The following is a 24,992-nucleotide window of genomic DNA, read 5'->3' as shown; positions in this document are numbered from 1 at the left end:
TGCGGTGGCGGCAGCGGTGGCGACGGTCGTCGCGGGGGCGGGCGCGATCGCGCCGGTGGCCGGAGGCGGGGCGGTGGCTGCTGCCGCGCCGGCCCGGTGCGCGGCCTGGATGGACCGCGGTGACACCGCAGACGAGCGCGCCGACGCCCTGGTGGCGGCGATGGACCTGGAGCAGAAGCTCCACATGCTCACCTTCGACGACCCGCCGTGGTTCCTCTACTACGGCACGGCCGGCCACGTCGGCGCGACGCCGGAGCTGTGCATCCCCGACCTGGTGCTGAGCGACGCCGGCTCGGGGGTCGCCGGTCTGCAGATCGCGACGACGACGTTCCCCTCCGGTGTCGCGCAGGCCTCGACCTGGGACCCCTCGCTCCAGCGCCGGCTGGGCCGGGCGATCGGCACGGAGGCCCACCTCAAGGGCATCAACGTGATGCTCGCGCCGGGGATGAACATCGCGCGGACGTCGTTCGGCGGCCGCAACTTCGAGTACTTCGGCGAGGACCCGCACCTCGCCGCCCGCACCGCGGTCGCGGTCATCAGGGGCATCCAGGACAACCCGGTGCTGGCCGACGCGAAGCACTTCGCGGTCAACAACCAGGAGACCGACCGGATGACCGTCGACGCCCGCGTCGGCGAGCGGGCGATGCGGGAGATCTACCTGCCGGCGTTCGAGGCCTCGGTCAAGGAGGCCCGGGTCGGGTCGGTCATGTGCGCCTACAACCGGGTGAACGGCCCCTACGCCTGCCAGAACGACGCGCTGCTCACCCGGGTGCTGCGCGACGACTGGGGCTTCGACGGCTTCGTCGTCTCCGACTGGGGCGCGGTGCACTCCACCGCCCGCTCCGCGATGGCCGGGCTGGACCTGGAGATGAATGCCGTCGCGAGCCCGCTGCCGACCGGTGGCATCTACGGCGCCGGCAACCGGTTCTTCGGTGCCGACCAGCTGCGGGCGGCGCTGCGCAGCGGCGACCTGACCCGGGCGCGCCTGGACGACATGGTGCGCAACATCGTCCGCCCGATGTTCGAGCACGGCCTCTTCGACGAGCCGGTGCGGCCCGGACTGCTGCCGTTCCTGCGGGACGTCAGCTCGCCCGCTCATCTCGCCCTCGCTCGCAGGGTCGCGGCCGAGGGCACGGTCCTGCTGAAGAACCGCCGGGGCCTGCTCCCGCTCGACCGCTCCGGCGGCCGCACCATCGCGGTCATCGGCTGGGCCGCCAACCCCGTCGGGGCCGCCAACGGCACGGCCGGCGGCGGCTCCTCCCACGGCTCGGGCCTGCCGCCGCGCGTGGTCTCGCCGCTGCAGGGGATCCTCGCGCAGGCCGCCCGCAACGGCGACCGCGTGGTGTACGTCGAGGGCTCCTCCGGCCTCGACGCCCGCCTGGCCGCGGCGGCCGCCGACGTGGCCGTCGTGGTCGCGACCGACGGCGCCACCGAGGGCTCCGACCGGCCCGACCTCGGCCTGCGGCCCAGCGTGTGCCTGACCGTCTTCTGCAGCGCGATCCCCATAGAGCAGGAGCGGATGATCGAGGCGGCGACCGCCGCCAACCCGCGGACCGTCGTGGTGCTCGACGTCGGCGGCCCGGTGCGGATGCCGTGGCTTGACAAGGCCGGCGCGGTGCTCGTGCCGTGGTACGGCGGTCTCGAGCACGGCAACGCCCTCGCCGACGTGCTCTACGGCGTCCGCGAGCCCGGCGGCCGGCTGCCCCAGACGTTCCCGACCACCGAGCGGCAGGTCCCGTTCACCCAGGCGCAGTACCCCGGCCGGGCCGGCCGGGCGACGTACTCCGAGGGGCTGCTGGTCGGCTACCGCTGGTTCGACGCCAAGCGGAAGGAGCCGATGTTCCCGTTCGGCTACGGCCTCGGCTACACCCGGTTCCGCTACTCCGACCTGGCCGTGCGGCGCGCCGGCGCCGGCGCGGTCGTGAGCTTCCGCGTCACCAACACCGGCGAGCGGGCCGGTGCCGACGTGCCGCAGGTGTACGTCGCCTCGCCGGCCGGCCGCGGGGAGCCGCCGCGCCAGCTGAAGGGCTTCCGCAAGGTGCGCCTGGCCGCGGGCCGGTCGACCCGGGTCGCCGTCCGCCTCGACCGGCGCGCGTTCGCGCACTGGGACGGCCGGCGCGACCGGTGGGAGGTCGAGCCCGGCCGGCAAGGGGTGCTCGTCGGGCCGCACTCGCGCGACCTGCGCCTGCGCGGCGCCGTGCGGATGGCACGCTGAGCCGCGGGGCCGGGCTCGGCCGGCCCGCAAGCGAGGGGAGCGGGATGACGGGACGTCGGATGACAGGGCGTCGGACGTGGGCGGCGGTGGTCGCCCTGGTCGTGGTCGCGGCGCTGGTCGCCGTGGTGTGGGTGCGCGACCACCGTCGCGACCAGGAGTGGGCGCACGGCGGCGACGACGTGCAGGTCGGCGCCCAGGTGGCGGCGGCCCGCGGCCGGGCCTTCGCGGACGCGGTGGAGGCGGCGGGCGGGCCGCGGCGGCCGGCCCTGCCGGGGCCGAAGGGCGTCGCCGTGCGGGTGGAGTGGTCGGGCTCGCCCGACACTGACGGCTGGTACGAGTTCGTCCTCCTCGACGGCCGCGTCGAGCCGGCCCGTCCGGTCCCGGCCGACAGCGCCTGGGCCCCGGGCGAGGAGACGGGTGCGGACTGGTCGGGCGCCTACCACGCGCTGTCCGAGCACTACCCGTGGCTGTCGGGGACCGCCGAGCGGCGGGTGGCCGGTGGCTGGACCTCGGACCACCAGGCGCTCGGCCTCCGGGCGCGGACCGAGGGCACCGGCACGCTCGTGTACCGCCTGCCCCGGGCAGCACCGCCCACGTCGGCCCCGGAGCGCGACCTGCGCCTGGCCATGGTCCACGTCGACGCCGACGGCGAGGTCAGGTGGGCGAAGGAGGTCCCGCTCGAGCCCCTGCCCGCGCCAGCCGCTCGGCCGTCCGTCTGACCTCGTCGCGCAGCTCCGGCGGGCCGACGACCTCGAAGTCCGCTTCGAACCGGGCCACCAGCGCGACCAGCCCGGCCCACGACCACGACCCGACGACGAGCCGGCAGCGGTCGGGTCCGAGCGCCTCGACCAGGCCGTCGGCGGCGAACGGGACGACCTCCGCCGCCGGGAGCGCGAGCACCACCTCGCCCCGGCACGGCCACCCGGCACCGGTCGTCGACCCCTGGAGCCGCCCGTTCAGGTACGCCGCCACGTCGGCGCCGCCGGGCAGGTCACGCGGCGCGAAGCGCGGACCGTTCGGCGTGCGCAGCGCGATGCGGTCGACGCGGAAGACCCGCCAGTCGTCGCGGTCGAGGTCGAAGCCGACGAGGTACCACCGGCCCGCCCGGGTCACCACGTGGTGCGGCTCGACCCGGCGGGGCTGGATGTCGGGGTCGAGCTGACCGTCCGTGCCGCCGTCGACCGGGCGGTGGTCGAAGCGCACCACCTCGCGGTCGCGCACGGCCGTGGTCAGCGCGGCGATGACCCCGGGGTCCGCTGCCGGGTCCGCCCGGTCGGTGCCGCCGCGTCCGACCGTCGACACCCGCACCGCGTCGACGCGGTGGCGCAGCCGCGACGGCATGACCTGCCGGACGGTCGCGAGCGCCCGGGCGGCGTCGTCGGCGACGGCCGCGCCGGACGCGGTCGCGGTCTGCAGCGCGACCGCGAGCGCGACCGCCTGCCCGTCGTCGAGCAGCAGCGGCGGCAGGTCGGGACCGGCGCCGAGCCGGTAGCCGCCGTCGGGTCCGCGCGCCGCCTCGATCGGGTAGCCGAGGTCGCGCAGCCGCTCGACGTCGCGGCGTACCGTCCGCTCGCTCACCTCGAGCCGCCGTGCCAGCGCCGGGCCCGGCCAGTCGCGGCGCGCCTGCAGCAGCGACAGCAGGGCGAGCAGCCGGCCGGTGGTGGACACGGGAACAGCCTGCCGCACGGAGCGGACAGGACCTGACCTGATCGCCGGGTTGAGTGCGTGCCGTCGGGCCGACCGGCCCGGCGACATCCTCGAAGGAGAACCCATGTCGATCAGCACCACCACCCACGTCAACCTCCGCGGCGAGGCCCGCGCCGCGCTCGAGCTCTACCACTCGGTCTTCGGCGGCGAGCTGACCGTCGTGACCTACCGCGACGCCTCCGCCGCCCAGGACGAGGCGGAGGCCGACCAGGTCATGTGGGGCCAGGTCGTCTCCGAGGCCGGCTTCCGCGTGATGGCCTACGACGTCCCCTCCGCGCTGCCCTGGGAGCAGGGCCAGGGGTCCTACTTCGTCTCCGTCCGCGGCGACGACGCCGACGAGGTCACCGGCCACTGGGAGCGGCTCGTCGAGCACGGGACCGTCGTCGTGCCGCTCGCGCCGGCGGGCTGGGCGCCGCTCTACGGCATGGTCCGCGACCGGTTCGGCGTCACCTGGGTGCTCGACGTCGCGGCGGCGTACCAGCCCGCCTGAGCCGTCCCCGGCCGGTCTCCTACGCTCCGGCGCATGGATGCGGTGGTCTACCGGGCGTACGGCGAGCAGCCGGTCGTCGAGCACGTGGCGGAGCCGGCCTGCCCGGCCGACGGGGTCGTGGTGCAGGTGGCAGCGACCGGGGTGTGCCGGTCGGACTGGCACGCCTGGCAGGGCCACGACCCCGTCCCGCTGCCGATGGTCCCCGGCCACGAGCTGGCCGGGACGCTCGCCGAGGTCGGGCCGGACGTCGCAGGCTGGTCGGTCGGCGACCGGGTGACGGTGCCGTTCGTCGTCGCGTGCGGGCGCTGCGCGTGGTGCGCCGCGGGGGAGCACCAGGTGTGCCCGGACCAGCAGCAGCCGGGGTTCACGTACGCCGGGTCGTGGGCCGAACGCGTCGTCGTGCCGGCCGCGGCGACCAACCTGGTCCGGGTGCCCGACGACCTCGGGCTGGACGCGGCGGCGGCGCTCGGGTGCCGGTTCGCGACGTCGTACCGCGCCCTCCGCGCCCACGGCGACCTACGCGCCGGCCAGCACCTCGCGGTGCACGGCTGCGGCGGCGTCGGGCTGTCCGCGGTGATGATCGGGGTCGCGCTCGGCGCCTCGGTCGTGGCCACCGACCTCGACCCCGCCGCCCGCGAGGCCGCCCGCGCCCTCGGTGCCGAGGTGGTCGACCCCGCCGGCGTGCCGGTCGCGGACGCCGTGCGCGACCTCACCGGCGGGGGAGCACACGTCTCGGTCGACGCCGTCGGCTCGGCGGCGACGGCGGCGGCCTCGGTCCGCTCGCTGCGGCGCCGGGGGCGGCACGTCCAGGTGGGGCTGCTGCTCGGCGAGCACGCGGCCCCGCCGCTGCCGATGGACGTCGTGGTCGCCCAGGAGCTCGCGGTGCTCGGCTCCCACGGCATGTCGGCGGCCGACTACCCCGCGATGCTCGCCCTGGTCGCCGCCGGCACGCTCGACCCGGCCGCGCTCGTCACCCGCCGGATCGGGCTGGCCGAGGCGCCCGCAGCCCTGGCGGCGCTGGGCACTCCGGGCGCCGCCGGCCCCGGCATCACCGTCGTCGTCCCCGGTCGGTCCTAGAGTCCCGCCCATGTGCTCGGAACCCGCCGCCCCCGCCTCGATGATCCGCGCGCGCGGGCTGCGCAAGTCCTTCGGCGACTTCGAGGCGGTGCGCGGGATCGACGTCGACGTGCGTCGCGGCGAGGCGTTCGGGTTCCTCGGCCCCAACGGGGCGGGCAAGTCCTCGACCATGCGGATGGTCGCGGCCGTCTCGCCGGTCAGCGGCGGCGAGCTGCGGATCCTCGGGATGGACCCGGCCGTCGACGGCCCGGCGATCCGCAGCCGGCTCGGGGTCTGCCCGCAGGAGGACACCCTCGACACCGAGCTGAACGTCCGCGACAACCTCTACATCTACGGCCGCTACTTCGGGATGCCGAAGAAGGAGGTGCGCGAGCGGGTCGACGAGCTGCTGGAGTTCGTGCAGCTGACCGACAAGGCCGACGCCAAGGTCGAGGACCTCTCCGGCGGCATGAAGCGGCGGCTCACCATCGCCCGCTCGCTGGTCAACCGACCCGACCTGCTGCTCCTCGACGAGCCGACGACCGGGCTGGACCCGCAGGCGCGGCACGTGCTCTGGGACCGCCTGTTCCGGCTCAAGCAGGCCGGCGTCACCCTCGTCATCACCACGCACTACATGGACGAGGCCGAGCAGCTCTGCGACCGGCTCGTCGTCATGGACAAGGGCGTGGTCGCGGCCGAGGGGTCGCCGCTGGACCTGATCCGCGAGCACTCCACCCGCGAGGTGGCCGAGCTGCGCTTCGGCGTCGCCGCCGAGGGCGGCTCGCACGAGGCGATCGCGGAGAAGGTCGCTGACCTCGGTGAGCGGGTCGAGGTGCTGCCCGACCGGTTGCTCGTCTACAGCGCCGACGGCGAGGAGGTCGTGGCCAAGACGGTCGAGCGCGGCCTGCGGCCGGTGGCGACGCTCGTGCGGCGCTCGACGCTGGAGGACGTGTTCCTGCGGCTCACCGGCCGGACGCTGGTGGACTGAGGTGGCCGCGACGGACCGCACCGCCCCCGACACCCGCGGCGACCTGCCGCTGTGGACCGGCATCGCGCGGCAGGCCGACTACTGGTGGACGGTCTACCGCCGCACCTGGCGCTCCTCGGTGGTCAGCTCGTTCCTCGCCCCGCTGTTCTACGTCGTCGCGATGGGCGTCATCCTCGGCGGGTTCATCGAGGGCGACCCCGACCAGCTCGAGGGCGCCTCGTCGTACCTCGCGTTCGTCGTCCCCGGCCTCATCGCGGCCCACGCCATGCAGACCGCCGTGGGGGAGACGACGTACCCCGTCATGGGGCTGATCAAGTGGCAGAAGGTCTACGACTCGATGCTCGCGACCCCGCTCCAGGTCAGCCACCTGGTCGGGGCGACGCTCGGCTTCGTGCTGTTCCGGCTGGTCACGACGTGCGCGGTCTTCACCGCGGTGCTCGCGCCGTTCGGCGTCTACGAGTCGTGGTGGGGGCCGTTCCTCGCCTTCCTCGCCCAGGTGCTGACCGGCATGGCCTTCGCCGGGCTCGTCTACGGCGTTACCGCACGGCTGCAGTCGGAGTCGGCGTTCGGGCTCCTCTTCCGGCTCGGCGTCTTCCCGCTGTTCCTCTTCTCCGGCGCGTTCTTCCCCGTCGACAACCTCGGCGGGGTCGGGTCGTGGGTCGCCCGGCTCACGCCGCTGTGGCACGGCGTCAACCTCTCGCGCATGTTCGCCCTGGACAACGTCACCTGGTGGCTCGCCGGCGTGAACGTCGCCGTGCTGCTCGTCCTGTGCGTCCTCGGCTGGTCCTGGTCGGTCACCGGCCTGCGGAAGCGGCTGGTCTCGTGAGCGACGTCTTCACCCCGCGCGAGCCGCTCCCGCCGCCGACCGCCTGGCAGGCGCTGCGGCTGCTCGTCCTGCGCAACTACATCGTCTACCGCGAGCACTGGAAGCTCTTCCTCACCGGCTTCCTCGAGCCGGTCTTCTACCTGTTCTCGATCGGCATCGGCGTCGGCCAGCTCATCGACTCCTTCACCTTCAACGGCCAGGAGGTGCCGTACGCCGCGTTCGTCGCGCCAGCGATGCTCGCCGCGTCGGCGTTCAACGGCGCGCTGCTGGACAGCACCTACAACGTCTTCTTCAAGCTGAAGTACGACAAGCTCTACGACCAGGTTCTCGCGACCCCGTTGACCACCTCCGACATCGCGCGCTCGGAGATCGTCTGGGGCCAGCTGCGCGGCGGCAGCTACTCCGCGGCGTTCCTGCTCGTCATGCTCGCGATGGGGCTCATCGATTCGTGGTGGGCGCTGCTCGCGCTGCCGGCGGCGCTGCTCATCGGCTTCGCGTTCAGCGCGGTGTGCATGGCGCTGACGACCTTCATGAAGAGCTGGCAGGACTTCGACAAGATCACCCTCGTCCAGGTGCCGCTGTTCCTCTTCTCGGCCACGTTCTTCCCGATCACCGCCTTCGACGGCTGGCTGCGCTGGGTGGTCGAGTGCACCCCGCTCTACCGCGGGGTCGTGCTGTGCCGCGAGCTCACCACCGGCGCGCTGTCGTGGGCGTCGGCCGTCTCGGTGGTCTACCTCGTCGTCATGGGGCTCGTCGGGCTGTACGTCGTCCGCCGCCGGTTGGACTCGCTGCTGCTCACCTGACCCCGCCCGGGTCGGTCGCTCGACGGGTGGGTGGTCGGCCGCGCCCGGGTAGGAGCCGACGCTGCCCGGAGCTCGGTGTCGACCCAGCGGTCGTGGTGCGGCCCACCGGGCGCAGGCATGGCGGCATCCTGACGGACGACGGCAGGAAGTCGGCGGCGCCCACGGCCCCGGGCCGCGAGGATGCGGTCATGACCACACCCGCACCCGAGGCACCTGAGCCGGACACCAAGGACTGGACGTGGGTGCTGGAGCGGCCCTGCCCCGAGTGCGGGTACGACGCCGCGTCGGTGGACCGCGAGCGGCTCGGGACGCTGGTGCGCGAGGACGCGGCCGCCTGGGCCGAGGTGCTGGCCCGGCCGCGGGCCACCGAGCGCCCGCACCCGGGGACCTGGTCGCCGACGGAGTACGCCTGCCACGTCCGCGACGTCCACAGCGTCTTCGCCGAGCGGGTCGCGCTGGTGCTGGCCGAGGACGGGCCGACCTTCGCCAACTGGGACCAGGACGCCACCGCGGTCGAGGACCGCTACGACCGGCAGCGGCCCGAGGTCGTGCTGCCGCAGCTCACCGAGGCCGCGGAGCAGGTGGCGGCGGCGTACGACGCCGTCCCCGACGACGCGTGGCAGCGGCCGGGCCTGCGCAGCAACGGCAGCGCGTTCACCCTCGACACCCTGGCCCGCTACCACCTGCACGACGTGGTCCACCACCGCTGGGACGTGCGGTTGGCCGGGCGGTGAGAATGGGCGCATGCGACACACCGAGTTCTGGGCGCGCCTGGAGAAGCAGCTGGGCCGCGGCTACTGCGAGGTGTGGGCCGACCAGTTCGTGATGTCCGAGCTCGGCGGGCGCACCGCCCGCGAGGCGCTCGACGCGGGGATGACGCCCAAGGAGGTCTGGCGGGCCGTGTGGGCCGCGTTGGAGCTGCCCGCCACCGAGAAGTGAGCCCGCAGGCGTCCTCGACCGCCCGAGCGGGCACAGTGGCGCCATGACCAGCGCAGACGTGGCCGTCATCGGCGGCACCGGGTTCTACTCGTTCCTCGACGACCCCGAGGAGGTCGCGGTCGAGACGCCGTACGGCGCGCCCTCCTCGCCGCTCGCGGTGGGGACCGTCGCCGGCCGTCGCGTCGCGTTTCTGCCGCGGCACGGTGCGGACCACGCGCACCCGCCGCACGGCATCAACTACCGCGCCAACGCCTGGGCGCTGCGCTCGCTCGGCGTGCGCCAGGTGCTCGCGCCGTGCGCGGTCGGCGGCCTGCGCGAGACCGTCGCGCCCGGTGACGTCGTCGTGCCCGACCAGCTCGTCGACCGCACCCACCGCCGGGTGGGCAGCTTCGTGGAGTCCGGTGCTGTGCACCTGCCGTTCGCCGACCCCTACTGCGACCGGCTGCGCCGGACCGTGGTGGGCGCGGGGGAGGGCATCCGCGACGGCGGGACGATGGTCGTGGTCGAGGGGCCCCGCTTCTCGACGCGCGCCGAGTCGCAGCACTACGCCGCGCAGGGCTGGGACCTGATCAACATGACCGGCGCTCCGGAGGCGGCGCTCGCGCGCGAGATGCGCCAGTGCTACACCGCGATCGCGCTGGTCACCGACATGGACGCCGGCGTCGAGCACGGGTCGGGCGTCGGCCAGGAGGAGGTCTTCGCGCTCTTCCGCGACAACCTCGAGCGGCTCAAGGGCCTCCTGGCCGACGTGGTCGCCGCGCTGCCCGACCCCGACGGGTGCTCCTGCAGCACCTGGGCCGACGGCGTCGAGCTGACCTACGAGGTGCCGTGATGCGGGTGCTGCTGACCGGCTCGGCCGGGTTCATCGGCTCGACCATCGGCCGCCAGCTCGAGGAGCGCGGCGACGAGGTCGTCCGGGTCGACGTCATGCTCGAGAACGCCCACGGCGTGGCCGAGCCGCCCGCCGGCACCCACCGGCTCGACGTCCGCGACGCGGCCGAGTGGACCGACCTGATGACCAGCGTCGACGTCGTGTGCCACCAGTCCGCGCTGGTCGGGGCCGGCGTCACCGTCTCCGACCTGCCGCACTACGCCGCCCACAACGACCTCGGGACCGCCGCGCTGCTGGCCGCCATGCACGAGGCCGGCGTCGACCGGCTCGTGCTGGCCTCCTCGATGGTCGTCTACGGCGAGGGCCGCTACGCCTGCCCCGAGCACGGCGTGCAGGTCCCGCCGCCGCGGCGCCGCGAGGCGCTCGACGCCGGCGACTTCGAGAACCACTGCGCCACCTGCGACCGTCCGCTCACCTGGGAGACCGTCGACGAGGACGCGCGGCTGGACCCGCGCAGCACGTACGCCGCCAGCAAGCTCGCCCAGGAGCACTACGCCGCCGCGTGGGTCCGCCAGGCCGACGCGGCCGCCGTGGCGCTGCGCTACCACAACGTCTACGGCCCCGGCATGCCGCGGGACACGCCGTACTCCGGCGTCGCCGCGATGTTCCGCTCCTCCCTCGAGCGGGGCGAGGCGCCGCAGGTCTTCGAGGACGGCGTGCAGGCCCGTGATTTCGTCCACGTCGACGACGTCGCCCGCGCCAACCTGGCCGCGATCGACGCGGTGGCCGACGCCTCCGGTGGCTCGTTCGCGGCGTACAACGTCTGCTCCGGTGAGCCGGTCACGATCCTCGACGTCGCGCGGCTGGTCGCGCAGGGGACCGGCGAGGCGTCCGGTCGGCGGATCGAGCCGGAGGTGACCGGGGGGTACCGGCTCGGCGACGTCCGGCACGTCGTCGCCTCGCCGGAGCGGGCCCGCGCCGAGCTCGGCTTCACCGCCCAGGTCCGCCCCCGTGATGGGCTGCCCGCGTTCGCCACGGCGCCGTTGCGGGCGTAGCCGGCGGGGTGCAGTCGGGGTGCAGGAGTCACCGGTTAACCGGTGACCCCTGCACATATCGGGGCAGATCTGCCCCGATATGTGCAGGACTGCCCCGAGATGTCGACGGCCGAGCGGGTCACCAGCTCGTGTAGAGCAGGTGCTGCACGACCAGCGCGAAGACCAGCTGCAGCGCCAGCCCCCACCGGCGCCACCGCTCGGGCAGCAGCGCGGTCGTGAGCACCAGCCACGGCACGAACGGCAGCCAGATCCGCTCCACCTCGGCCTTGCTCATCCGCGACAGGTCGGCCGCGGCGATGGCCAGCAGCGCAGCGCCGGCGAGCAGCACGACGACGCGCTCGCGGCGCCACGCGTCGCGCCCGAGCAGCGCGAGCCCCGAGCCGAGGAGGGGACCGGTGCAGACGAGGAGGGCGGCGAGGTTGCCCCACATCCAGTACGCCGCCGGGCGGTCGGCCGCGATGCCCTCCCAGTAGCGGTCGTGGAGCACCGGGTAGGCCTCCCACCACGCGAACCCGCCCGCGGCGAACCCCAGCACCACCACCAGTGCCGCGCCCGCCGCCAGCGGCAGCGGCTGCCACGCCCGGCCCAGCACCAGCACCGCGACTGCGAGGGGCGCGAGCAGGCCGAGGCCGTAGGACATCAGCACGCAGCAGCCGAGCAGCAGGCCGGCCAGCACCGACCAGCCCACGGCCGGCCACACCGACGAGCCGCCGGAGCCGGGGCGACCGCGCCACCGGGTGGCGCCCAGCGCCAGGCACAGCAGCCCGGCGGCGGCGACGGCGCCGAAGAGCGCGTCGGCGGAGACCGCCATGAAGACCGCCGCCGGGGCCAGCACGAGGAACGGCGCCGCCCGCCGCGCCGCCGACTCCGCGCCGAGCACCCGCACGGTGGCCAGCACCAGGGGAGCGGTCGCGGCGGCGAGCACCACGACGACCAGCGCCGCGGCCAGGTCGCCGCCGAGCCCGATGCGCACCAGGCCGACGAAGAACAGCAGCGCCAGCGGCGGGTGGCCGGCGACGTGGGTGGGCCAGTTGTCGGGGGCCGCGGAGTAGGGGATGCGGTCGACGTAGGTGCGCAGCAGCTCGCCGACGTCGTCGACCTCGCGGGCGGTCGGGAGGTACTCCACGTCGCTGCCCAGCACCCGGGTCAGCCCCGACTCGCCGTCCACGAGGGCGAGCGCGAGCATCCACGCCAGCGTCGCGGCGTACGCCGCCGGGAGCAGCCGCCGCCACGGCAGCCGGTCGGCCAGCCCGGCGGCGTACCGCCACCCCAGCAGGGCCAGCACGACCGCCGGGAGCGTGCCCGGACCGAACCAGGTCGGCTCCCACAACCCGTGCAGCGGCGGGATCGCCAGGTCCGACATCGAGCGGGGTGCACGCGGCCAGACCTGCCAGTCGGCCCAACGGGGTACAGCGAAGGCAACAGCGACCAGGACCGCGGCCACCATCAGGCCGAGGCCGGCGCGGCGGGTCGCGGTCATGGGGCGACCCTACGAGGAGGGGTTGAGGGTGGGCAGTGCGCCTGGGTCCGAGGACGTGTCGGTGTGCGACCTCGTCCTGCCGTGCCGCGACGAGGGGCCGGCGCTGGGCGCGCTGCTCCCGCGGGTGCCGGCGGAGTTCGCGGTGGTCGTGGTCGACAACGGCTCGAGCGACGACACCGCCGAGGTCGCGCGGCGGCTGGGGGCGCGGGTCGTGGAGGAGCCGGTGCCCGGGTACGGGTCGGCCGTGCACTCCGGCCTCCTCGCGGCGACCCACGACTACGTCGCCTTCATGGACGGCGACGGGTCCTTCGACCCCGAGGAGCTGCTGCCGCTGCTCGAGGACGTCCGGTCGGGCAGGTACGACATGGCCGTCGGCCGCCGCCGTCCGGTGCGCCGCGGCGTGTGGCCCTGGCACGCCCGCGCCGGCAACGCCCTGATCCTGGCGTGGGTGCGCCGCCGGATCGGGACCGACGTGCACGACATCGCACCCATCCGGATCTCACGCCGCGACGAACTCCTCGCGTTGGACATCCAGGACCGTCGCTTCGGCTACCCCGTCGAGCTGCTGCAGAAGGTGGCGCTCGGCGGCTGGCGCGTCTCCGAGCGCGACGTCTCCTACCACCCCCGCGCCGAGGGCACCCGCTCGAAGGTGTCCGGCTCGGTGCGCGGCACCGTGCGTGCCGCCCGCGACTTCTGGAAGGTGCTCGAGAAGTGACCCGTGTCCTCGTCGTCGCCAAGGCGCCCGTCCCAGGCCTGGTGAAGACCCGTCTGGCGGCCGACGTCGGCCCCGACCTCGCCGCGGAGGTCGCCGCCGCGTCCCTGCTCGACACCCTGGCGGCCTGCGCCGACGCCGTCGGGCCGCAGCACTGCCACCTCTCGCTCGCCGGCGACCTCGGCGACGCCGTCCACGGCGAGCGGATCCGGCGCCGGCTCGCCGACTGGTGGGTCACCCCGCAGGTCGGCGAGGGCTTCGCGGAGCGGCTCGCCCACGCGCACGCCGAGGGCCCCGGCCCGGTCGTCCAGGTCGGCATGGACACCCCGCAGGTCACGTCCGCGCTGCTGCTCGACGTCGCGGCCGCGCTGGCGGAGCACCCCGGCGTGCTCGGCCCGGCCGAGGACGGTGGCTGGTGGGTGCTGGGCCTGCGCGACCCCTCCGTCGCCCGTGTGCTGGCCGGCGTCGAGATGTCCACCCCCACGACGTACGACGACACGCGGGCCGCGCTGGCCAGCGCCGGTGTGACCACGGCGACCGCGCCGGTGCTGCGCGACGTCGACACGCTGGCCGACGCCGAGGCGGTCGCCGCGGGTGCGCCGTCCTCGCACTTCGCCCACACCTGGCGGGCGGTGCGGGCGTGACGTTGTCCGAGGAGTCCTTCTCCACCGTCTTCGCCTCGGCGCTGCGCGGGCAGCCCTGCGCCGTGGTCGGCCTGGGCGAGGAGCCCGAGCCGCTGCCGGTCGCGTCGTGGACCGCCGAGGCCGACGACGACGACCGGGCGATCCTGGCCCACTGCCACGGCCCCACGCTCGACATCGGCTGCGGCCCGGGCCGGATGGCCGCGGCGCTGTCGGACCTCGGGCACGTCGTGCTCGGGATCGACGTGGTCCACGAGGCCGTCGGCCAGACCCGCGACCGCGGGGTCGACGCGCTGCGGCGCGACGTCCTCGCCGACCGGCTGCCCGGGGAGGGGCTCTGGCTCACCGCGCTGCTCGCCGACGGCAACATCGGCATCGGCGGCGACCCCGAGGCGCTGCTCGCGCGCGCCGCGGCGCTGCTCGGCCGGGGCGGGCGCGTCGTCGTCGAGCTGGCCGGCCCGGGGGTGCGCCGCAGCTCGGCCTGGGCGCGGCTCCAGTGCGACGGGGCGCTCAGCCGGCCCTTCCGGTGGGCCGTCCTCGGCGTCGACGACGTGGCCGAGGTGGCGGCGTCCGCTGGCCTCGAGGTGCGGGAGACCGCCGAGCACGGAGGCCGCTGGGTCGCGGTCCTGACGCCGCGAGGGCCGTCGCGCCCGTGATGACCCGGTGAGGGTGCGGGTCCCGGCGCCGGAGGACTTCACCTCCCGGCTGCACGGCCCGGCGCTCGCCGCCCGGGTCGGGCCGGCGCTGGGCGTCTGCTTCGCGATCTGCTTCCTGACCGGGCTGCTCAGCCACTACGCGCAGGAGCCGTCCCAGCCGATCCCGTTCCCCACCAGCCCGGCCTGGGGCTACCGGCTGACCCAGGGGCTGCACGTCGTCACCGGCACGGCAGCGGTGCCGCTCCTCCTGGTCAAGCTGTGGACGGTCTACCCGCGCCTGCTCGACCGGCCGGGCCGGCTCGACGTGCGCCACCTGCTGGTCACCGCGCTCGAGCGTCTCTCGATCCTGGTGCTCGTCGCCTCCGCCGTCTTCCTGCTCGCGACCGGCCTGGCCAACTCCGCGCAGTGGTACCCGTGGTCCTTCTCCTTCCGCACCAGCCACTACGCCGTCGCCTGGGTCGCCGTCGGGTCGCTGGTGCTGCACGTCGGCGTGAAGCTGGCCGTGGTGCGCGAGGAGCTGCGCCGCCCGCTCGAGCGCGAGGAGCGGCCCTCGGTGCTGTCGCGCCGCGGCCTGCTGCGCTCCACCTGGCTGGCCGCGGGCGTCGCCGCGCTCGCCACGGCCGGGCAGTCCGTGCCCTGGCTGCGCGACGTCTCCGTGCTGGGCGTCCGCTCCGGCGGCGGCCCCCAGGACCTGCCGGTCAACAAGTCCGCCGCCGCCGCCCGCGTCACGCCGGCCGCGACCGCCCCCGGCTGGGCGCTGACCGTCACCCACGGCGACCGGTCGGTCCGGCTGACCCGCGAGGAGCTCCTCGCCCTGGAACAGCGCACCGAGGAGCTCCCGATCGCCTGCGTCGAGGGGTGGAGCGCCTCGGGCACGTGGACCGGGGTGCGCGTGCGCGACCTGCTCGACCGGGTCGGCGCGCCGCGGGGCAGCGACGTGGTCGTCCGCTCCCTCCAGGAGTCCGGCCCCTTCCGCACGACGGTGCTCCAGGGCGGCTTCGCCGACGACGACCGCACGCTCGTCGCGCTGGCGCTCGGCGGCGAGCCGCTGGCCCTCGACCACGGCTACCCCGCTCGCCTGATCGCCCCCAACCGCCCCGGGGTGCTCCAGACCAAGTGGCTCGACCGGCTCGAGGTGCAGGCGTGACCGCGCGGCTCGGGCTCGGCGCGCTGGGCGTCGCGATGGCGGCGTACGGCGTGTGGTTGCTGGTCACCCGCGAGTCCGACCTCGTCGACGTGGCCACCTGGCTGGTCGGCGGGGCGGTCCTGCACGACGGCGTGCTCGTGCCGGTCGTGCTGCTGCTCGGCCTGGTCTGCTCCCGGTGGCTGCCGTGGGCGGCGCGCGGGCCGGCGGCTGTCGGGCTGGTCGTGCTCGGCTCGGTCACGCTGCTGGCGGTGCCGGTGCTGGGCCGGTTCGGTGCGCGCGAGGACAACCCGACGCTGCTCGACCGTGACTACACGTCCGGCTGGCTGGTGCTGGCCGGGCTCGTGGCGGTGGGGGTGGTCGCTGCGACGCTGGTGCGGATGCGGCGTGTCGGGCGTGGTTCGAACACGCGTTCGGGCTAGGTTCTGTGCACAGGCACGACGCGGAGCGAGGTCGTCCACAGCTCGCGACACGCTGACCAGGCGTTGTCGGTGGCTCGCTCTAGCGTCGGAGACGTGCCTGCAACCCGACGAGAGACGAGGAAGACCCCCATGGCTGGTGGAGACCGCGACAAGGCGCTGGACACAGCGCTCGCCAACATCGAGCGGCAGTTCGGCAAGGGCTCGGTGATGCGCCTCGGTGACGAGACGCGCGCCCCGCTCGAGGTGATCCCGACCGGGGCCATCGCCCTGGACGTCGCCCTCGGCCTCGGCGGCCTGCCGCGCGGCCGCGTGGTGGAGATCTACGGCCCGGAGTCGTCGGGCAAGACGACCGTCGCCCTGCACGCGGTGGCCAACGCCCAGCGCGCCGGCGGCATCGTGGCGTTCATCGACGCCGAGCACGCCCTGGACCCCGAGTACGCCAAGAACCTCGGCGTCGACACCGACGCCCTCCTCGTCTCCCAGCCGGACTCCGGTGAGCAGGCGCTGGAGATCGCGGACATGCTGATCCGCTCGGGTGCGCTCGACCTGATCGTCATCGACTCGGTGGCCGCGCTCGTGCCCCGGGCCGAGATCGAGGGCGAGATGGGCGACAGCCACGTCGGTCTGCAGGCCCGCCTGATGAGCCAGGCGCTCCGGAAGATGACCGGTGCGCTGAACAACTCCAAGACCACCGCGATCTTCATCAACCAGCTGCGCGAGAAGATCGGCGTGATGTTCGGCTCGCCGGAGACCACGACCGGTGGTCGCGCGCTGAAGTTCTACTCCTCGGTCCGCCTCGACGTGCGCCGCATCGAGACCCTCAAGGACGGCACCGACATGGTCGGCAACCGGACCCGGGTCAAGGTCGTGAAGAACAAGGTGGCCCCGCCGTTCAAGCAGGCCGAGTTCGACATCATGTACGGCAAGGGCATCAGCCGTGAGGGTGGCCTCATCGACGTCGGCGTCGAGGCGGGCCTGGTCCGCAAGGCCGGCGCTTGGTACACCTACGAGGGCGACCAGCTCGGCCAGGGCAAGGAGAACGCGCGCACCTTCCTGCGCGACAACCCCGACCTCGCCAACGAGCTGGAGAAGAAGATCCTCGAGAAGCTCGGTGTCGGCCCGACCGTCGACGCCGAAGCAGATCTGCCGGCCGCGCCGGTGGGCGTCGAGGACTTCTGAGCAGCCTGCCGGCGGACCATTGAGGAGGGCTCGTGCCCGACTTCCGCGACGACCGGCCACCTCCGTCGTGGCTCGGTGACGTCTCCGACGGGGTGGACGCGTGGACCCAACGCGCGTCCACCCCGGAACCCCGGCCGAACGACGCTCCGCCGGACGACCCGTGGCTGGCGGCCCGCGAGTCCCGGCCGGTCGATGCCTGGCCGGCCGCCCGCGGGTCCCGGCCGGTTGAGGAGGGCGCGCAGCGCCCGTCTCGAAACCCGCCGGGCCAGCGTGGCAAGCGCTCCACCGGCACCCGCCGCGGCCGCGGCCGCCGCGACCCGGACGCCCCGCCGCCCGAGGACACCGTCGCGGCCGGGCCGCCGGCCGACCCGGAGGCAGTGGCCCGCAAGATCCTGCTCGACCAGCTGACCGGCCAGGCGCGCTCGCGCCAGCAGCTCGCCGACAAGCTCGAGGCCAAGGACGTGCCGACCGACCTCGCGAACCGCCTGCTCGACCGGTTCGAGGAGGTCGGGCTGATCGACGACGAGGCCTTCGCCCGGTCGTGGATCGCCAGCCGCGGCTCGGCCGGCTCCAGCGGGGGCCGCCTGCTGGCCAAGCGGGCCCTGGCGCAGGAGCTGCGCCGCAAGGGGGTCGCCGACGAGGTCGCCCGCGAGGCGCTGGACGAGATCGACCCGGCCGACGAGGAGGCCGCGGCCCGCGCGCTGGTGCGCCGCAAGCTCCGCTCGCTGGCCCGCGTCGACGACGTCACGGCCACGCGGCGGCTCGTCGGCATGCTCGCCCGCAAGGGGTACGGCGGCGGGCTGGCGTACGCCGTCGTCCGCGACGAGCTGGCGAACGCCGGCCGGGACGACGCGGACGACCTCGACGGCGTGCCCGACCTCGACTGACCCGGCGTACCGGCATGGGGGCGGGACGCCGAACGGGCCGGGCACCGGCCGGAGCCGGGTGCCCGACCCGTCAGGTCGGTGCTGTGCTGGTGCTCAGGACTGAGGACCAGCGCCGCTCAGTAGCGGTAGGTCGTGCCGGTGATCTTCGTGGCAGCGAAGCCCTTGCTGCCCTTGAAGGTGATCTGCCAGCGGAACTTCGCGCCGCGACGACCCGGCGCCGGCAGGACGACGCGGAAGCGGCCCTTGTTGTTGGAGGCGGCGGTGCGGAACTTCTTCCACTTCTTGCCGACCTTCTTCTTCACGATGATCTTGACCTTCGCCTTGGGGCTGAGCTTGCCCTCGAAGCCGGTCTTGCGGCCGCTGATGCCGTTGATGTCGACGTCGCGCTGGGCCTTGACCGAGCTCTGGGCCGACGCCGGGGCGTACTCGGCGTTGCCGGCGTAGAGGACCCGGTAGGAACCGGTGCCGAGGACCTTGACGGTGTCGTAGAGGTAGGCCGAGGTCGAGGTAGCGATGGTCTTCCAGGACTTCTCGCTCTTCAGCTTCCGCTGGACGGTCAGGCCGCCGTCGTAGACCTGCTCGCCGGCGGCGTCGGCGACGTTGATGGAGAGCGAGATGGTGTCGCTCTTGTAGACCGCGGCGCCCTTCCCGGAGTACTTGTTCACGTGGAGCCAGGAGCGGCCCTCGGAGCCGCTGACGATCTGGGTGGCGGTCGCGGCCGCTGCGGGAGCGGAGGTGGCGACGACGGCGGCGGTCGGAGCGATGAGGCCGGTCGTGACGACGGCGGCGAGGAGGCGACGTACGCGCAAGGGGGAGGTCCTGTTCTGTTCTCGTGCTGGTGAAGGGGGGCAGCGTCCCGAGCCGCCCGCCCCTCCTACCTCCTGCATCCGCCTCCCAAACCCCACCAGCCCACCTGGCCCCACGGCCGACCTCGTCGTCTACGCTGCGCCGGTGCTGCCCGTGGTCCCCGTGACGCGCTACGTCACGCCGTTGCGCGAGGGCGGGAGCCTGCCCGGCATCGTGGAGGCCGAGGACCTCGGCACCTACGTCATCAAGTTCCGCGGCGCCGGCCAGGGCGTGCGCGTCCTCGTCGCCGAGGTGGTCGTCGCCGAGATCGCCCGCCGCATCGGACTGCGGACACCCCGGCTCGTGGTGCTCGACCTGGACGCCGAGATCGCCCGCTACGAGGCCGACGAGGAGGTCCAGGACCTGCTCGTGGCCAGCGTCGGGCTCAACCTGGGCGTCGACTTCCTGCCCGGGTCGTTCGGCTTCGACGGCGAGGTGGGCGGCGCGGGCGTGGACGACGCCGCCAAGGTGCTCTGGCTCGACGCGTTCTGCGCGAACGTCGACCGCAGCTGGCGCAACCCCAACCTGCTGGTCTGGCACGGCGACCTGTGGGTCATCGACCACGGCGCGTCGCTGTACTTCCACCACGGCTGGCCCGGTGGCGCCCTCGAGAAGGAGGGCGCGGCCGAGCGGTTCGCCGTCCAGCCCTGGCGGATGGACGACCACGTCCTGTCCGCGCACGCCGACCGGCTGCCGGCCGCGGACGCCGAGATCGCCGGGCTGCTCGGTCCCGAGGACCTGCCCGAGGTGCTGGCGCTGGTGCCGGACGCCTGGCTGGAGCCGGTGCCGGGGGCCGAGACGCCCGAGCAGGTGCGGGCGGCGTACGTCGCGTTCCTCACCGCCCGGCTCGGCACGCGCGCGTGGCTCCCGGGTGCGGCGGGGGTGGACCGGTGACCCGGCTCGCCTACCAGTACGTCGTGCTGCGCTGCGTCCCGCGCGTGGACCGCGAGGAGTTCCTCAACGTCGGCGTCGTCGTCTACTGCCAGGCCCAGGACTTCCTCCAGGTCGCCTGGGACGTCGACGCCGACCGGCTGCGGGCGCTGGACGCGCGCATCGACGTCGACCAGGTGCGCGACGCCCTGCGGTTCGTCGAGGGCGTCTGCGCCGGGGACGAGCGCGGGGGAGCGGCGGGCGCCCACCCGATCGGCCAGCGCTTCGGCTTCCTCAAGGCGCCGAAGAGCACGGTGATCCAGCCCGGGCCGGTGCACGGCGGCGTCACCACCGACCCGGCCCGCCAGCTCGAGCACCTCCTGGACTGCCTCGTCGGCTGACCCGCCCTGCTCAGGCGGTGAGCGTCGTCCAGGCCCGCTCGAGCTCCGCGAGGTACGGCGCGGGGTCGAGGCCCTGGGCGAGCAGCCAGCCGTCGTCGGCGAAGGTCGAGGCGTAGCGGTCCGACCGGTCGCACATGAGCGTGACCACGCTGCCCCGGCCGCGCTCGGCCCGCACCTCGAGCGCCAGCTGGAGGGCGCCGTAGAGGTTGGTCCCGGTCGACGGGCCGGCCCGCATGCCGAAGCGCTCGGCCAGGAAGCGCATCCCGGCCGCGGAGGCGGCGTCGGGGACGCCGAGCATCCGGTCGACCACCCCCGGCACGAACGACGGCTCGACGCGCGGCCGCCCGATGCCCTCGACGCGTGAGCCGACGGCCTCGACCGAGCCGGCCGGCTCCCCGGCGTACGACGGCAGGAACGCCGACCCCTCCGGGTCGACGACCGCCACCCGCGTCGGCAGCCCGCGGTAGCGGACGTAGCGACCGATCGTCGCGCTGGTGCCGCCGGTGCCGGCCCCGACGACGATCCAGTCCGGGACGGGACGCTCCTCCTTGGCGAGCTGGGAGAAGACCGACTCGGCGATGTTGTTGTTGCCCCGCCAGTCGGTGGCCCGCTCGGCGTTGGTGAACTGGTCGAGGTAGTGCCCGTCGCACTCGTCGGCGAGCCGCTGCGCGGTGGCGTACACCTGGCCCGCGTCGGCCACGAGCTCGCAGCGACCGCCCTCGCGCTCGATCAGGGCGATCTTGCTCGGGCTGGTCGAGCGGGTCATGACGGCGACGAACGGCAGGCCGAGCAGGCGGGCGAAGTACGCCTCGCTGATCGCGGTCGACCCGCTCGAGGCGTCGACCAGCGTGGTGCGCGGGCCGATGTCGCCGTTGCACAGCCCGTAGAGCACCAGCGACCGGGCCAGCCGGTGCTTGAGGCTGCCGGTCGGGTGGGTCGACTCGTCCTTGAGGTAGACCCCGACCGGCGCGGCCGCCGGCGCCGGCAGCCGCAGCAGGTGGGTGTCCGCGCTGCGGTGCGCGTCGGCGTCCAGTCGCCCCACCGCCCAGCTGACCCACTCCCGCGCAGAGGTGTCGCAGCGGACGACGCTGTGCAGACCGGGCAAACCGGGCAGACCGGGCAGACCGGGCAGACCGGGCAGCCCGGTCAGGGAGGGGCTGTCGGCCGGCGGGGTGGCGTCCATGCCCCCGAGGGTAGGGCCGACCCCGGCCCGTCGGGTCAGACGGGGACGAGCTCGACGGCCCCGACGGCGTAGCGGGCCAGGACGGTGCGCGCGACCTCGGGGTGGGCGCCGAGCGGCTCGGAGACGGCGACGGCGCCGGCCTCGAGGGCGAGCTCGGAGACCCGGTCGGGCAGGAAGCCCGGCGCGAGGAACAGCGAGGCGACCGCGATGTGGCGGCGGCCCTCCGCACGGAACGCGCGGACGGCCTCGCCGGCGGCCGGCGGGGCGGCCGAGGCGAAGGCGGCGGTCACGGGCAGCTTGTGGTGGGCGCCCCACAGGCGGGCCAGGCGCGCGACCGACTGGTTGGCGAGCGCGTCGGAGGTGCCGGCGGCGGCCAGCACCAGCGCGTCGAGCTCGCGGACCCGGGCGGCGCGGAGCGCCTCGCGCATCCGCTCGTCGAGGACCTCGAGGAAGCGCGGCTCCAGGCCGAGGACGTCGGTCGCGCGGACCTTCAGGCCCGGGTGCCGCTCGGTGACCTCGGCGATCGCGCGGGGTACGTCGACGGTGGCGTGGTGGGCCTCGGTCAGCAGCAGCGGGACCACGACGATCTCGTCGTGACCGGCGCGCACCAGCTTGTCGACGACCTTGCCGAACGTCGGCTTGGACAGCTCCAGGAACGCCGGCTCGATCCGCAGGTCCGGTCGCATGGCCCGGACCTCGGCGACGAGCGCGGTGATGGTGGCGGCGGAGCGCGGGTCACGGCTGCCGTGAGCGAGCGCGACCAGGGCGGGAGCGGTCATGACGACGGCCTCCTTCGAGACGGTGCGGCGACGATCGGACGGCCGACGGCGCTGTCGGGGGTCCAGGGGTGGAGGGAGCGGCGGCGGGTGGTCACGTGTGGATCCCGCACTCGGTCTTGTTCGTGCCGGCCCAGCGGCCGCTGCGCGGGTCCTCGCCGGGGGCGACCCGGCGGGTGCACGGCGCGCAGCCGATCGAGGGGTAGCCGTCGTAGACGAGCGGGTTGACGAGCACGCCGTTCTCGGCGATGTAGCGCTCCATCTGCTCGTCGCTCCAGCGCGCGAGGGGGGAGACCTTGACCTTCCCCTTCTTCGCGTCCCACCCGATGACCGGCGCGATGACCCGGTTGTGGGTCTCCGCCCGGCGCAGGCCGGTCGCCCACGCGTCGTACCCCGAGAGGGCGTCGGCGAGCGGCTGGACCTTGCGCAGCTTGCAGCACAGGTCGGGGTCCGTCTTGTAGAGGTCCTTGCCGTGCACCGCGTCCTGCTCGGCCACGGTCTGCTTCGGTGTGATCGTCAGCAGGTCGACGTCCATCGTCGCGGCCACGGCGTCACGGGTGCCGATGGTCTCGACGAAGTGGTAGCCGGTGTCGAGGAAGACCACGTCGATGCCGGGCACGACCCGCGAGGCCAGGTGCGCCAGCGCGGCGTCGCCCATCGAGGAGGTGATGCAGAACCGCTCGCCGAAGGTCGCGGCGGCCCACTCGATGATCACCTCGGCCGGAGCCAGCTCGAGCTCGGCACCCCAGTGGGAGACCAGCTCGCGCAGCTCCTCGGGGGTGCGGCCCTCGGTCTGGATGCCCCGGGAGTTGCGGGCGGTGGTGGTCGTGAAGCTCACGAGACCACCCCCGGGGTGCCGGGACGGACCAGGCCGAGCATCTTCAGCGAGAAGGCGCGCAGGCAGCCGCGGCACTCCCAGGTGCCGTGCGGGCTGCTCACCTCGCCGGTCTCGGAGACCACCTCGTGCGGGCGCAGGTCCTCCTCGCCGCAGAACGGGCAGTGGTACGGCGTTCCTGCGCGCTCGCTCATGACGCGCTCGCCGCCAGCTGCCGCTCGCCGCGCAGCAGCTCTTCGTCCGCGCGGTGCACCCAGGCCGAGAAGGTCTCGCCCTCGGTGCGCTCGGCGAGGAAGTTGGTGACCACCACGGTGATGTAGTCGTCGAGCCCGGCGCTGGTGACCTTGTGGGCGCGCAGCTTGCGGCCGAAGTTGGCCTCCAGGCCGGTCGCGCCGCCCAGGTGCACCTGGAACCCCTCGACCTGCTCGCCGTCGTGCATGACCAGCTGGCCCTTGAGCCCGATGTCGCCGACCTGGGTGCGGGCGCAGGCGTTGGGGCAGCCGTTGACGTTGACCGTGATCGGGGTGTCCAGGTCGGGGAAGCGCTCCTCGAGGGAGTCGACCAGGCGGCGCGCGCGCTCCTTGGTGTCGACGATCGCGAGCTTGCAGAACTCGATGCCGGTGCAGGCCATCGTGTTGCGGCGCCAGCCCGAGGGCCGGGCCGAGAGTCCGATGACGTCGAGGGCCTCGACGACGGCCTCGACGGCGGCCGGCTCCACGCCGATGAGCACGATCTTCTGGTACGGCGTCAGGCGGGCGCCCGCGATGCCGTGGGCGTCCATGAGGTCGGCCAGCTGCACCAGCATCGTGCCGGAGACCCGGCCGGCGGTGGGCGCGACGCCGACGTACTTCTTGCCGTCCTTCTGGTCGTGCACGCCGATGTGGTCGCGGTGGCCGACCGGCGAGACCGGGGACGGGTTCGAGACGAGCTCGCGCTCGAGGTACTCGGTCTCGAGCACCTCGCGGAACTTCTCCACGCCCCAGTCGGCGACGAGGAACTTCAGCCGCGCCCGCGAGCGGAGCCGGCGGTAGCCGTAGTCGCGGAAGATCGAGGCCACGCCCTCCCACACGTCCGGGACGTCGGCGAGCGGGATCCAGACGCCGAGCTTCTGGGCGAGCATCGGGTTGGTCGAGAGGCCGCCGCCGACCCACAGGTCGAAGCCGGGGCCGTGCTCGGGGTGGACGGTGCCGACGAACGAGACGTCGTTGGTCTCCGGCGACACGTCGTGGGAGGGGTGGCCGGTGACGGCGGTCTTGAACTTGCGCGGCAGGTTCGAGAAGTCGGGGTTGCCGATGTAGCGGTGGAAGATCTCGTCGAGGGCGGGGGAGCCGTCGATGATCTCGTCGGTGGCGACGCCGGCGACCGGCGAGCCGAGGAACGGCCGCGGCGAGTCGCCGCACGCCTCGAGCGAGCTCAGGCCGGCCTCGTCGAGCCGATCCCAGATCGTCGGGACGTCCTCGACGCGGATCCAGTGGTACTGGATGTTGGCCCGGTCGGTGACGTCGGCGGTGTTGCGGGCGAAGTCCTGCCCGATGGTGCCGAGCGCGCGGACGGCGGCGGGGGAGAGCAGCTTGCCGTCGGAGCGGACCCGCAGCATGAAGTAGCGGTCGTCGAGCTCCTCCTCGGGCACTGACGCGGTCTTGCCGCCGTCGAAGCCCGGCGCGCGCTGGGTGTAGAGGCCCATCCAGCGGAAGCGGCCGCGGAGGTCGGCGGGGTCGATCGAGTCGAAGCCGCGCTTGGAGTAGATGTTGATGATCCGCCCGCGGACGTTCAGCGGGTTGTCGTCCTTCTTGGACTGCTCGTTCTTGTTGAGCGGCTCCCGGTAGCCCAGGGCCCACTGGCCCTCACCACGCTTGGGGCGGGGCTTGGGGGCAGGGCGGGTGGGGGTCTCGGTCACGGGTGTGTCCTTCGCGCTGGGGTGCGGCGCGGCCCGAGGAGGGCGGCGCGGCGGGCGGTCGTTCGGCTTCGGTGTCGTCAGCGCTGGCGACACATCGAGCTGCGCGTACGGCCGAGGTCCACGTGGCGGCGGACCACGAGGAAGGCGTGCGT

General features: G+C 74.3%; 28 protein-coding genes. 20 read left to right on the top strand and 8 right to left on the bottom strand.

The features are described from left to right. Window positions 1-16 precede the first annotated feature (16 nt). Window positions 17-2,215 (top strand): glycoside hydrolase family 3 C-terminal domain-containing protein, encoded by a 2,199-nt coding sequence (locus tag QWY29_RS09945; RefSeq protein ID WP_300960570.1) that lies wholly within the window; start codon window positions 17-19, stop codon window positions 2,213-2,215. 59 nt (window positions 2,216-2,274) lie between these two features. Beyond that, complete coding sequence (locus QWY29_RS09940) at window positions 2,275-2,934, top strand: hypothetical protein (RefSeq protein ID WP_300960569.1); 660 nt, start codon at window positions 2,275-2,277, stop codon at window positions 2,932-2,934. Here QWY29_RS09940 and QWY29_RS09935 read toward each other — a convergent pair. Continuing rightward, a complete protein-coding gene (locus QWY29_RS09935) occupies window positions 2,870-3,883 on the bottom strand; it encodes a helix-turn-helix transcriptional regulator (RefSeq protein ID WP_300960568.1) in 1,014 nt (337 codons plus the stop codon). The genes QWY29_RS09940 and QWY29_RS09935 overlap by 65 nt on opposite strands. Before the next feature lie 103 nt (window positions 3,884-3,986). Here QWY29_RS09935 and QWY29_RS09930 point away from each other — a divergent pair, with 103 nt between their 5' ends. The 9 genes from QWY29_RS09930 to QWY29_RS09890 all read left to right on the top strand — a co-directional run bounded on the left by QWY29_RS09930 (window position 3,987) and on the right by QWY29_RS09890 (window position 10,911). Continuing rightward, entirely contained in the window at window positions 3,987-4,412 is a 426-nt protein-coding gene (locus QWY29_RS09930; protein WP_300960567.1) for a VOC family protein, read from the top strand. 33 nt (window positions 4,413-4,445) lie between these two features. After that, complete coding sequence (locus QWY29_RS09925) at window positions 4,446-5,489, top strand: alcohol dehydrogenase catalytic domain-containing protein (protein WP_300960566.1); 1,044 nt, start codon at window positions 4,446-4,448, stop codon at window positions 5,487-5,489. 10 nt (window positions 5,490-5,499) lie between these two features. Next, window positions 5,500-6,456 (top strand): ABC transporter ATP-binding protein, encoded by a 957-nt coding sequence (locus QWY29_RS09920; RefSeq protein ID WP_300960565.1) that lies wholly within the window; start codon window positions 5,500-5,502, stop codon window positions 6,454-6,456. A gap of 1 nt (window position 6,457) precedes the next feature. Next, window positions 6,458-7,282, top strand: coding sequence for an ABC transporter permease (locus QWY29_RS09915; RefSeq protein WP_300960564.1), 825 nt, complete (start codon window positions 6,458-6,460; stop codon window positions 7,280-7,282). Beyond that, window positions 7,279-8,085 (top strand): ABC transporter permease, encoded by an 807-nt coding sequence (locus tag QWY29_RS09910; RefSeq protein ID WP_300960563.1) that lies wholly within the window; start codon window positions 7,279-7,281, stop codon window positions 8,083-8,085. Before QWY29_RS09915 ends, QWY29_RS09910 begins: the two co-directional genes overlap by 4 nt. A gap of 188 nt (window positions 8,086-8,273) precedes the next feature. After that, entirely contained in the window at window positions 8,274-8,819 is a 546-nt protein-coding gene (locus tag QWY29_RS09905) for a DinB family protein (RefSeq protein WP_300960562.1), read from the top strand. A gap of 10 nt (window positions 8,820-8,829) precedes the next feature. Further along, on the top strand, window positions 8,830-9,024 hold the full coding sequence (locus QWY29_RS09900) for a DUF3046 domain-containing protein (RefSeq protein ID WP_300960561.1): 195 nt from the start codon (window positions 8,830-8,832) through the stop codon (window positions 9,022-9,024). A 43-nt stretch (window positions 9,025-9,067) separates the two neighbouring features. Next, on the top strand, window positions 9,068-9,856 hold the full coding sequence (locus tag QWY29_RS09895; RefSeq protein WP_300960560.1) for an S-methyl-5'-thioadenosine phosphorylase: 789 nt from the start codon (window positions 9,068-9,070) through the stop codon (window positions 9,854-9,856). Next, window positions 9,856-10,911: an NAD-dependent epimerase/dehydratase family protein gene (locus tag QWY29_RS09890; RefSeq protein WP_300960781.1), complete on the top strand. Its 1,056-nt coding sequence runs from the start codon at window positions 9,856-9,858 to the stop codon at window positions 10,909-10,911. Before QWY29_RS09895 ends, QWY29_RS09890 begins: the two co-directional genes overlap by 1 nt. Window positions 10,912-11,029: 118 nt before the next feature. Here QWY29_RS09890 and QWY29_RS09885 read toward each other — a convergent pair whose 3' ends face one another. Continuing rightward, window positions 11,030-12,391 carry a hypothetical protein gene (locus QWY29_RS09885; RefSeq protein ID WP_300960559.1) on the bottom strand — a complete coding sequence of 454 codons (1,362 nt, stop codon included), beginning with the start codon at window positions 12,389-12,391 and terminating at the stop codon, window positions 11,030-11,032. 61 nt (window positions 12,392-12,452) lie between these two features. Between QWY29_RS09885 and QWY29_RS09880 the strand changes: the two genes are divergently transcribed. From QWY29_RS09880 to QWY29_RS09850, 7 genes are all read left to right on the top strand, one after another. After that, window positions 12,453-13,106 (top strand): glycosyltransferase family 2 protein, encoded by a 654-nt coding sequence (locus QWY29_RS09880; protein ID WP_300960558.1) that lies wholly within the window; start codon window positions 12,453-12,455, stop codon window positions 13,104-13,106. Further along, window positions 13,103-13,747 (top strand): TIGR04282 family arsenosugar biosynthesis glycosyltransferase, encoded by a 645-nt coding sequence (locus QWY29_RS09875; RefSeq protein WP_300960557.1) that lies wholly within the window; start codon window positions 13,103-13,105, stop codon window positions 13,745-13,747. The genes QWY29_RS09880 and QWY29_RS09875 overlap by 4 nt, the downstream gene beginning before the upstream one ends. Further along, entirely contained in the window at window positions 13,744-14,400 is a 657-nt protein-coding gene (locus QWY29_RS09870; RefSeq protein WP_300960556.1) for a methyltransferase domain-containing protein, read from the top strand. Before QWY29_RS09875 ends, QWY29_RS09870 begins: the two co-directional genes overlap by 4 nt. A 7-nt stretch (window positions 14,401-14,407) precedes the next feature. After that, window positions 14,408-15,547, top strand: coding sequence for a molybdopterin-dependent oxidoreductase (locus QWY29_RS09865; protein ID WP_300960555.1), 1,140 nt, complete (start codon window positions 14,408-14,410; stop codon window positions 15,545-15,547). Next, window positions 15,544-15,966 carry a hypothetical protein gene (locus QWY29_RS09860; protein WP_300960554.1) on the top strand — a complete coding sequence of 141 codons (423 nt, stop codon included), beginning with the start codon at window positions 15,544-15,546 and terminating at the stop codon, window positions 15,964-15,966. Before QWY29_RS09865 ends, QWY29_RS09860 begins: the two co-directional genes overlap by 4 nt. A gap of 129 nt (window positions 15,967-16,095) precedes the next feature. Further along, entirely contained in the window at window positions 16,096-17,145 is a 1,050-nt protein-coding gene (gene recA / locus QWY29_RS09855; protein ID WP_300960553.1) for a recombinase RecA, read from the top strand. 32 nt (window positions 17,146-17,177) lie between these two features. Further along, window positions 17,178-18,032, top strand: a complete 855-nt coding sequence (locus QWY29_RS09850) for a regulatory protein RecX (RefSeq protein ID WP_300960552.1) — start codon at window positions 17,178-17,180, stop codon at window positions 18,030-18,032. Between the two features lie 116 nt (window positions 18,033-18,148). On the opposite strand, the gene QWY29_RS09845 is transcribed toward QWY29_RS09850, so the two are convergent. Beyond that, entirely contained in the window at window positions 18,149-18,841 is a 693-nt protein-coding gene (locus QWY29_RS09845; protein ID WP_300960551.1) for a hypothetical protein, read from the bottom strand. 142 nt (window positions 18,842-18,983) lie between these two features. Between QWY29_RS09845 and QWY29_RS09840 the strand changes: the two genes are divergently transcribed. After that, on the top strand, window positions 18,984-19,772 hold the full coding sequence (locus QWY29_RS09840; RefSeq protein ID WP_300960550.1) for a HipA family kinase: 789 nt from the start codon (window positions 18,984-18,986) through the stop codon (window positions 19,770-19,772). Then, on the top strand, window positions 19,769-20,149 hold the full coding sequence (locus QWY29_RS09835) for a DUF3037 domain-containing protein (RefSeq protein ID WP_300960549.1): 381 nt from the start codon (window positions 19,769-19,771) through the stop codon (window positions 20,147-20,149). Before QWY29_RS09840 ends, QWY29_RS09835 begins: the two co-directional genes overlap by 4 nt. Before the next feature lie 10 nt (window positions 20,150-20,159). Here the strand turns inward: QWY29_RS09835 and QWY29_RS09830 are convergent, their stop codons facing one another. From QWY29_RS09830 to QWY29_RS09810, 5 genes are all read right to left on the bottom strand, one after another. After that, window positions 20,160-21,332, bottom strand: a complete 1,173-nt coding sequence (locus tag QWY29_RS09830) for a PLP-dependent cysteine synthase family protein (protein ID WP_300960548.1) — start codon at window positions 21,330-21,332, stop codon at window positions 20,160-20,162. 35 nt (window positions 21,333-21,367) lie between these two features. Next, the gene (locus QWY29_RS09825) at window positions 21,368-22,111 is read right to left on the bottom strand and encodes a sirohydrochlorin chelatase (RefSeq protein ID WP_300960547.1); all 744 of its coding nucleotides are present in this window, start codon (window positions 22,109-22,111) and stop codon (window positions 21,368-21,370) included. 91 nt (window positions 22,112-22,202) lie between these two features. After that, entirely contained in the window at window positions 22,203-22,946 is a 744-nt protein-coding gene (locus QWY29_RS09820) for a phosphoadenylyl-sulfate reductase (RefSeq protein ID WP_300960546.1), read from the bottom strand. After that, window positions 22,943-23,137: an eL43 family ribosomal protein gene (locus tag QWY29_RS09815; protein WP_300960545.1), complete on the bottom strand. Its 195-nt coding sequence runs from the start codon at window positions 23,135-23,137 to the stop codon at window positions 22,943-22,945. The genes QWY29_RS09820 and QWY29_RS09815 overlap by 4 nt, the downstream gene beginning before the upstream one ends. Continuing rightward, window positions 23,134-24,840 (bottom strand): nitrite/sulfite reductase, encoded by a 1,707-nt coding sequence (locus QWY29_RS09810; protein ID WP_300960544.1) that lies wholly within the window; start codon window positions 24,838-24,840, stop codon window positions 23,134-23,136. Before QWY29_RS09810 ends, QWY29_RS09815 begins: the two co-directional genes overlap by 4 nt. Window positions 24,841-24,992 lie beyond the last annotated feature (152 nt).

Origin of the sequence: Nocardioides abyssi (genome assembly GCF_030412915.1) — a bacterium.
GTDB lineage: Bacteria > Actinomycetota > Actinomycetes > Propionibacteriales > Nocardioidaceae > Nocardioides > Nocardioides abyssi.
This window is presented reverse-complemented; position numbering and strand designations above follow the sequence as displayed.